The sequence below is a fragment of the Liquorilactobacillus vini DSM 20605 genome, assembly GCF_000255495.1.
Classification (GTDB): Bacteria; Bacillota; Bacilli; order Lactobacillales; family Lactobacillaceae; genus Liquorilactobacillus; species Liquorilactobacillus vini.
This window is the reverse complement of the sequence record NZ_AHYZ01000214.1, coordinates 1-3,357: the sequence shown is the minus strand read 5'-3', so window position 1 is coordinate 3,357 and position 3,357 is coordinate 1. Positions and strand designations below refer to the sequence as shown.

Annotated in this window: 2 protein-coding genes and 1 pseudogene; 1 reads left to right on the top strand and 2 read right to left on the bottom strand. The window is 35.7% G+C overall.

Translation table 11 applies throughout. The features are described from left to right. Window positions 1–80 precede the first annotated feature (80 nt). Window positions 81–695, bottom strand: a complete 615-nt coding sequence (gene apf / locus ON15_RS11075; RefSeq protein WP_010581558.1) for an aggregation-promoting factor — start codon at window positions 693–695, stop codon at window positions 81–83. A 423-nt stretch (window positions 696–1,118) separates the two neighbouring features. Next, complete coding sequence (locus tag ON15_RS11070) at window positions 1,119–2,039, bottom strand: magnesium transporter CorA family protein (protein WP_010581557.1); 921 nt, start codon at window positions 2,037–2,039, stop codon at window positions 1,119–1,121. A gap of 133 nt (window positions 2,040–2,172) precedes the next feature. Here ON15_RS11070 and ON15_RS11065 point away from each other — a divergent pair. Continuing rightward, a pseudogene (locus ON15_RS11065) lies at window positions 2,173–3,353 on the top strand (acetate/propionate family kinase). Window positions 3,354–3,357: the final 4 nt, after the last annotated feature.

Below are 3,357 nucleotides of genomic sequence, written 5' to 3'. Positions count from 1 at the left end.
AAGCAAACAAAAAAGACATAACTCCTAGAAAAGGAATTATGCCTTTTTACTATTAATTCTTTTAATTAAGAATTTCTATTTTAATACCAACCATATGTCTTCCAATGGTTAACGGCACCTTGCCAAGATCCATAACGGCTTGTTACATATTGAGTAGCAACTCTTTCTTGATTAGCTGCTGAGTAATCACCATTCAAATATGACTTAGAAAGCTGATATTTGCCATAATAATTACCATTTTGTGCAGTGTAAGAACCACCTGATTCACGGGCAGCAATCCAAGCCTTTGCTGCATTTTCACTAGCCGAAGTATTAGCAACAGTTGAAACACTGCTGTTAGTTGTTGATGCAGTTACGGTATTGTTAGTTGCTGGCGTAGTACTTTGACTTTGAGTAGTAGTAGTATTACTTGAAGTTGTGGTACTGCTATTAGCCGTAGAATTGCTGCTAGTAGTTTGGGTAGTAGCACTATTAGTCCCATTAACGTTTAATTGCTGTCCAACATAGATCATGTTAACGTTACTCAAATTATTTTCAGTTTGAATATCAGAAACTGTTGTGCCGTATTCATGGGCAAGTTCGGAAACTGTATCTCCGGCCTTGACGGATACGGTATCTGCATTGGCAGCTACTGTTCCAGCTGTCATAATTCCAGTTACTGTTGCAGCCGATAACAAAATTTTCTTTATGTCCATCTGTAATTTTCACTCCTGTATTTAATGACATAATTGCCTAAAATTCTAAAATTTGAATTGACAATCAACTTATCGAATCAACATTGTTTAGTATATCGGCTGAATATAACAGGAAAATAGCAGATAAATTACTCTTCAGGCTTTTTTTGTAATATTAGGCTGATTTTTGTAATAAAAAGGATTAGGGCCTCTTAATGCTGAAAGCGCTTAATAAATATAAAGGCTGGTGGATCAATGATTAGAGACTACAAATTTCAAGAAAATATCGTCCAAGATCTTTTCGATGAATATTACCAAAAATTGGAGAAAAAGTATTTAAAAACACTCAAAAATATATTTTTTTTTTAGCATTTTCTTCAAAATCAGAGAAAAAAGCTCCAAGATTACAAAATACATGATTTTTGTAATCTTTGTGATAAAGCTTTAAATGAAACGGTGCTTTTTCAAATAATACCAAAGAATCAGCATTAAAAATACCATTAGCACAATAATTAAGAGCCAAGCTGCTGGGTACTTGGCCAATGGTAAAAAGACATTCATCCCATAAAATCCAGTAACAATTGTTGGAATAGTTAGAACCAGCGACCAGACGGTTAGAAATTTCATCGTATCATTCAGGTTGTTGTTCAACAAATTATTAGAGGTTGCCGTCAGGCGTTCAGTCACATCCAATGAGATTTTAGCCATTTGTTCAGCTTGTCGGGCTTCAATCAATAATTTTATAACTGCTTTATGTTCAATTCGCTTAGTCTTGCCAGTTTCCTTGGCTTGAGCGATTTTTTCAAGCAGCATCAAGTTGGTTTGCGCGCCACTTAAAATGTAGACAAAACTTTTTTCAATCTCAGCTAGGGCCAGTAGATCTTGGTTTTGAATTTTTTGATCAAGATTATCAACCAAGTTGCTTCTTTGATCATTAAGCTGTTCAATTATTTGATCGTAGTAGTGAGTCCCGGCAAACAAAGCCTCTAAGACGAAGCTCTTTGGTGTCCAAGTATCGTGCTGTGATAAAAGCGCTTTTAACTGCTTGATTAGCTGGTTGAATTGTGAATTATGAAAGGTAAATAAATCTCCTTTCTTAATAATGAAAGTCAAAGGACTAGTCGTAAAATGCATGGATGGTTGTTGATTGACTACAGCTGATTTTGGCAACGGTAAATTAAAAATGATTAATGAAGTTTGTTGATCAAGATCATTAAGATAGTGTGCTCGTTCATGACGATCAGTCGCGTACTCAATACTTAATGGATTTAATTGATGATGTTTTAATAACATACGTTTATCATTTTGATCAAGATCAGTTACATCTAACCAATTAAATGGCTTAGTAGCGCATTGTTTAATCATAATTAGCAGGCTCCTTAATAAATTTTTTTATTTAACTATGGTAGAATTTTAGCATTTTTTTGGTATGCTTGATATGTAGAAGAATTAAACAGTAAGGAATCAGTCATTTATTAATTACTTTGGAGGTTGTAGCATGAAAAAAATTTTATTAGTCAATGCAGGCAGTTCGTCAGTCAAGTGGAAACTGTTTGCAGATGAAACGCAAAAGCCACTTGCTTCGGGTTTGGTAGAACGCATCAAAATGCCGAATTCGATAATGACTACTAAATATCAAGGCAAAAAGGCTACGGATCATTTTGACCAACTGACCTATGAAGCAGCAGCTGATTTAATTTTTAAAAACTAAAATCATTAAAACTTGTTAATGATTTTACGGAACTTTCAGCAGTTGGTCACCGGGTCGTTGCTGGCAGCACTGAATTTAAACAGGCCACCTTAATGACCGGTCAGAAAATTACTGAGTTGAAAAAGCTGAATGATTTTGCTCCGTTGCACAATCCCAATGAGGTTAAATATATTGAAATTTTTCAGCAAATGCTGCCACAGACACCACAATATGCCGTATTTGACAGCCAATTTTTTACTAAATTACCAGAAAGCAATGCTATCTACAGTCTACCTTATGAAGATACTCAAAAATTTGGAATTAGACGTTATGGTGAACATGGAATTAGCCATGATTATATTTCTAGACGGGCAGCCAAACTATTAGGTAAACCTTACGATCAATTAAAAATGATAAGTTTACATCTAGGCAGCGGAGCTTCGGTAGCCGCTGAAAAAAATGGCCGGGCCTTTGATACTTCAATGGGGTTTGCTCCGCTGACTGGGGTAACGATGGGAACACGTTCCGGCGATATTGATCCGTCGGTAATTCCTTATCTAATGAAAAAACTAGATTGCTCCGTCGCAGATGTCTTAAATATTTTGAACCAAAAATCAGGTTTACTAGGAATTTCGGGGATTTCACCAGATATGCGTGATATTGAAGCAGCAAAGGATCATGATCAGCGCGCTCAATTAGCAATTGAAATTTTTGTCAATCGGATCATTAAATATGTTGGAGCCTACTATACTGAGTTAGCTGGTGCTGATGCTTTGATTTTTGCCGGCGGAATTGGTGAAAATAATGCTGGTTTGCGACAGCAAATTGTTAGTGGATTAGCAATTCTTGGTTTTAAGCTTGATGCAAGTTTAAATCAGCGGCAAACAGAAGGCGTGATTTCGGCTGCGGATTCAACTATTAAAATCTTAGTTATCCCAACTAATGAAGAATTGTCAATGGTTCAGCAGATCAAGCAAATTAAAGATTAACCTG

Excerpts from the sequence above, each read along its gene's own strand:
- apf (WP_010581558.1), bottom strand. The coding sequence starts at position 695 with ATGGACATAAAGAAAATTTTGTTATCGGCTGCAACAGTAACTGGAATT.
- ON15_RS11070 (WP_010581557.1), bottom strand. The coding sequence starts at position 2,039 with ATGATTAAACAATGCGCTACTAAGCCATTTAATTGGTTAGATGTAACT.